This window comes from Vibrio sp. 03_296, from assembly GCF_002265885.1.
In genome coordinates this window covers 1-993 of the sequence record NZ_NPKW01000515.1, presented here as the reverse complement: position 1 = coordinate 993, position 993 = coordinate 1, and the positions used below count along the sequence as shown (strand labels likewise).

The window sequence follows — 993 nt, the reverse complement described above, 5'->3', positions numbered from 1 at the left end:
CGGTGCCTAAGATCTGCACGGCACCCAGATTGCGAACTTTGAGCCCCGGCACATTGATGCGCACAGTGAGGGTGAGAAAGTCGTCATCGGCATCCACAAACAGTGATCAATGTTGAGGGAATAGTGAATGGGCGCGCCTTGATCGAGCTCCCAGCCGAAAACCTGACTCTGGATTTGTCGCGCCACTTCGGCGTTGATCCTCGGTTTACTGTTCGTTCCACTGCCGTCAAAGTTAGCGGGTTCGCTGGTTATCACCTGGGTATGGGTGGTGGCTTCTAGCGTGTCATTGGTCAACGTCAGGTCTGGGTGTTTTGCTAACTCTTTACGTCTGCAGTGGGCGCTGGTGGAGCCAGATCCTCCAATGCTTGGGCAAACACCGCTTGAGGATCTGAGTTTGTGTTTTGGGTTGGCGTTGCTGCGTTTGGTGCTTTGCTTTCAACCGAAATGGCTTTGGCATGTGGTGCTGCGACACGGGGTTCTGTCTCAGCCAGCACACTCGAGGTGGCTTGGCTTGAAGAGTGCCAAACCACACCCCAGTAACAAGGCGTTACTGTCGTGGCGAAGAGTAGAGGTTTAACGATGTGTCATGGGTCGATTTACGCCATTCTCGATTGCAGCCAACTGCGTGAGAATTGATGGTCTTTTCAATCAAACTGGCACTGCATTCGAGTAACTCGCTGATCTCTTGGTTTTTCATCCCCATTAAATATTTCAGCTTGAGCGCAGTTCGATTGGCGTGGGTAGCGAACGCTGAAGTTGTCCAGTGCTTTGTCCATGATGATCAACTGCTCGAAACTTTTCCTGCTGTTCACTCGGTAGCTGTGTCACTTGCTGGCGTTTTTGCGCCTGCAGTGAACGTGCATTGTCGATCAAAATTTGGCGCATCACTTTGGCTGCCATGAGGGAAAAAGTCGCGCTTGCCGCTGATTTCACTCATGTCGCTGGTGGAAAGCTTTAGGTACGCATCGTGGATCAAAGCGGTGGTGCTGTTGA

The 993-nt window shown here is 51.9% G+C and carries 1 protein-coding gene and 1 pseudogene; both read right to left on the bottom strand.

Going from position 1 to position 993, the window contains the following annotated elements; translation table 11 throughout:
- Positions 1-314 precede the first annotated feature (314 nt).
- On the bottom strand, positions 315-530 hold the full coding sequence (locus CIK04_RS33985; protein ID WP_325205837.1) for a hypothetical protein: 216 nt from the start codon (positions 528-530) through the stop codon (positions 315-317).
- A gap of 66 nt (positions 531-596) precedes the next feature.
- Positions 597-993 (bottom strand): annotated as a pseudogene (locus CIK04_RS25830) (ECF-type sigma factor); the annotation flags it as partial.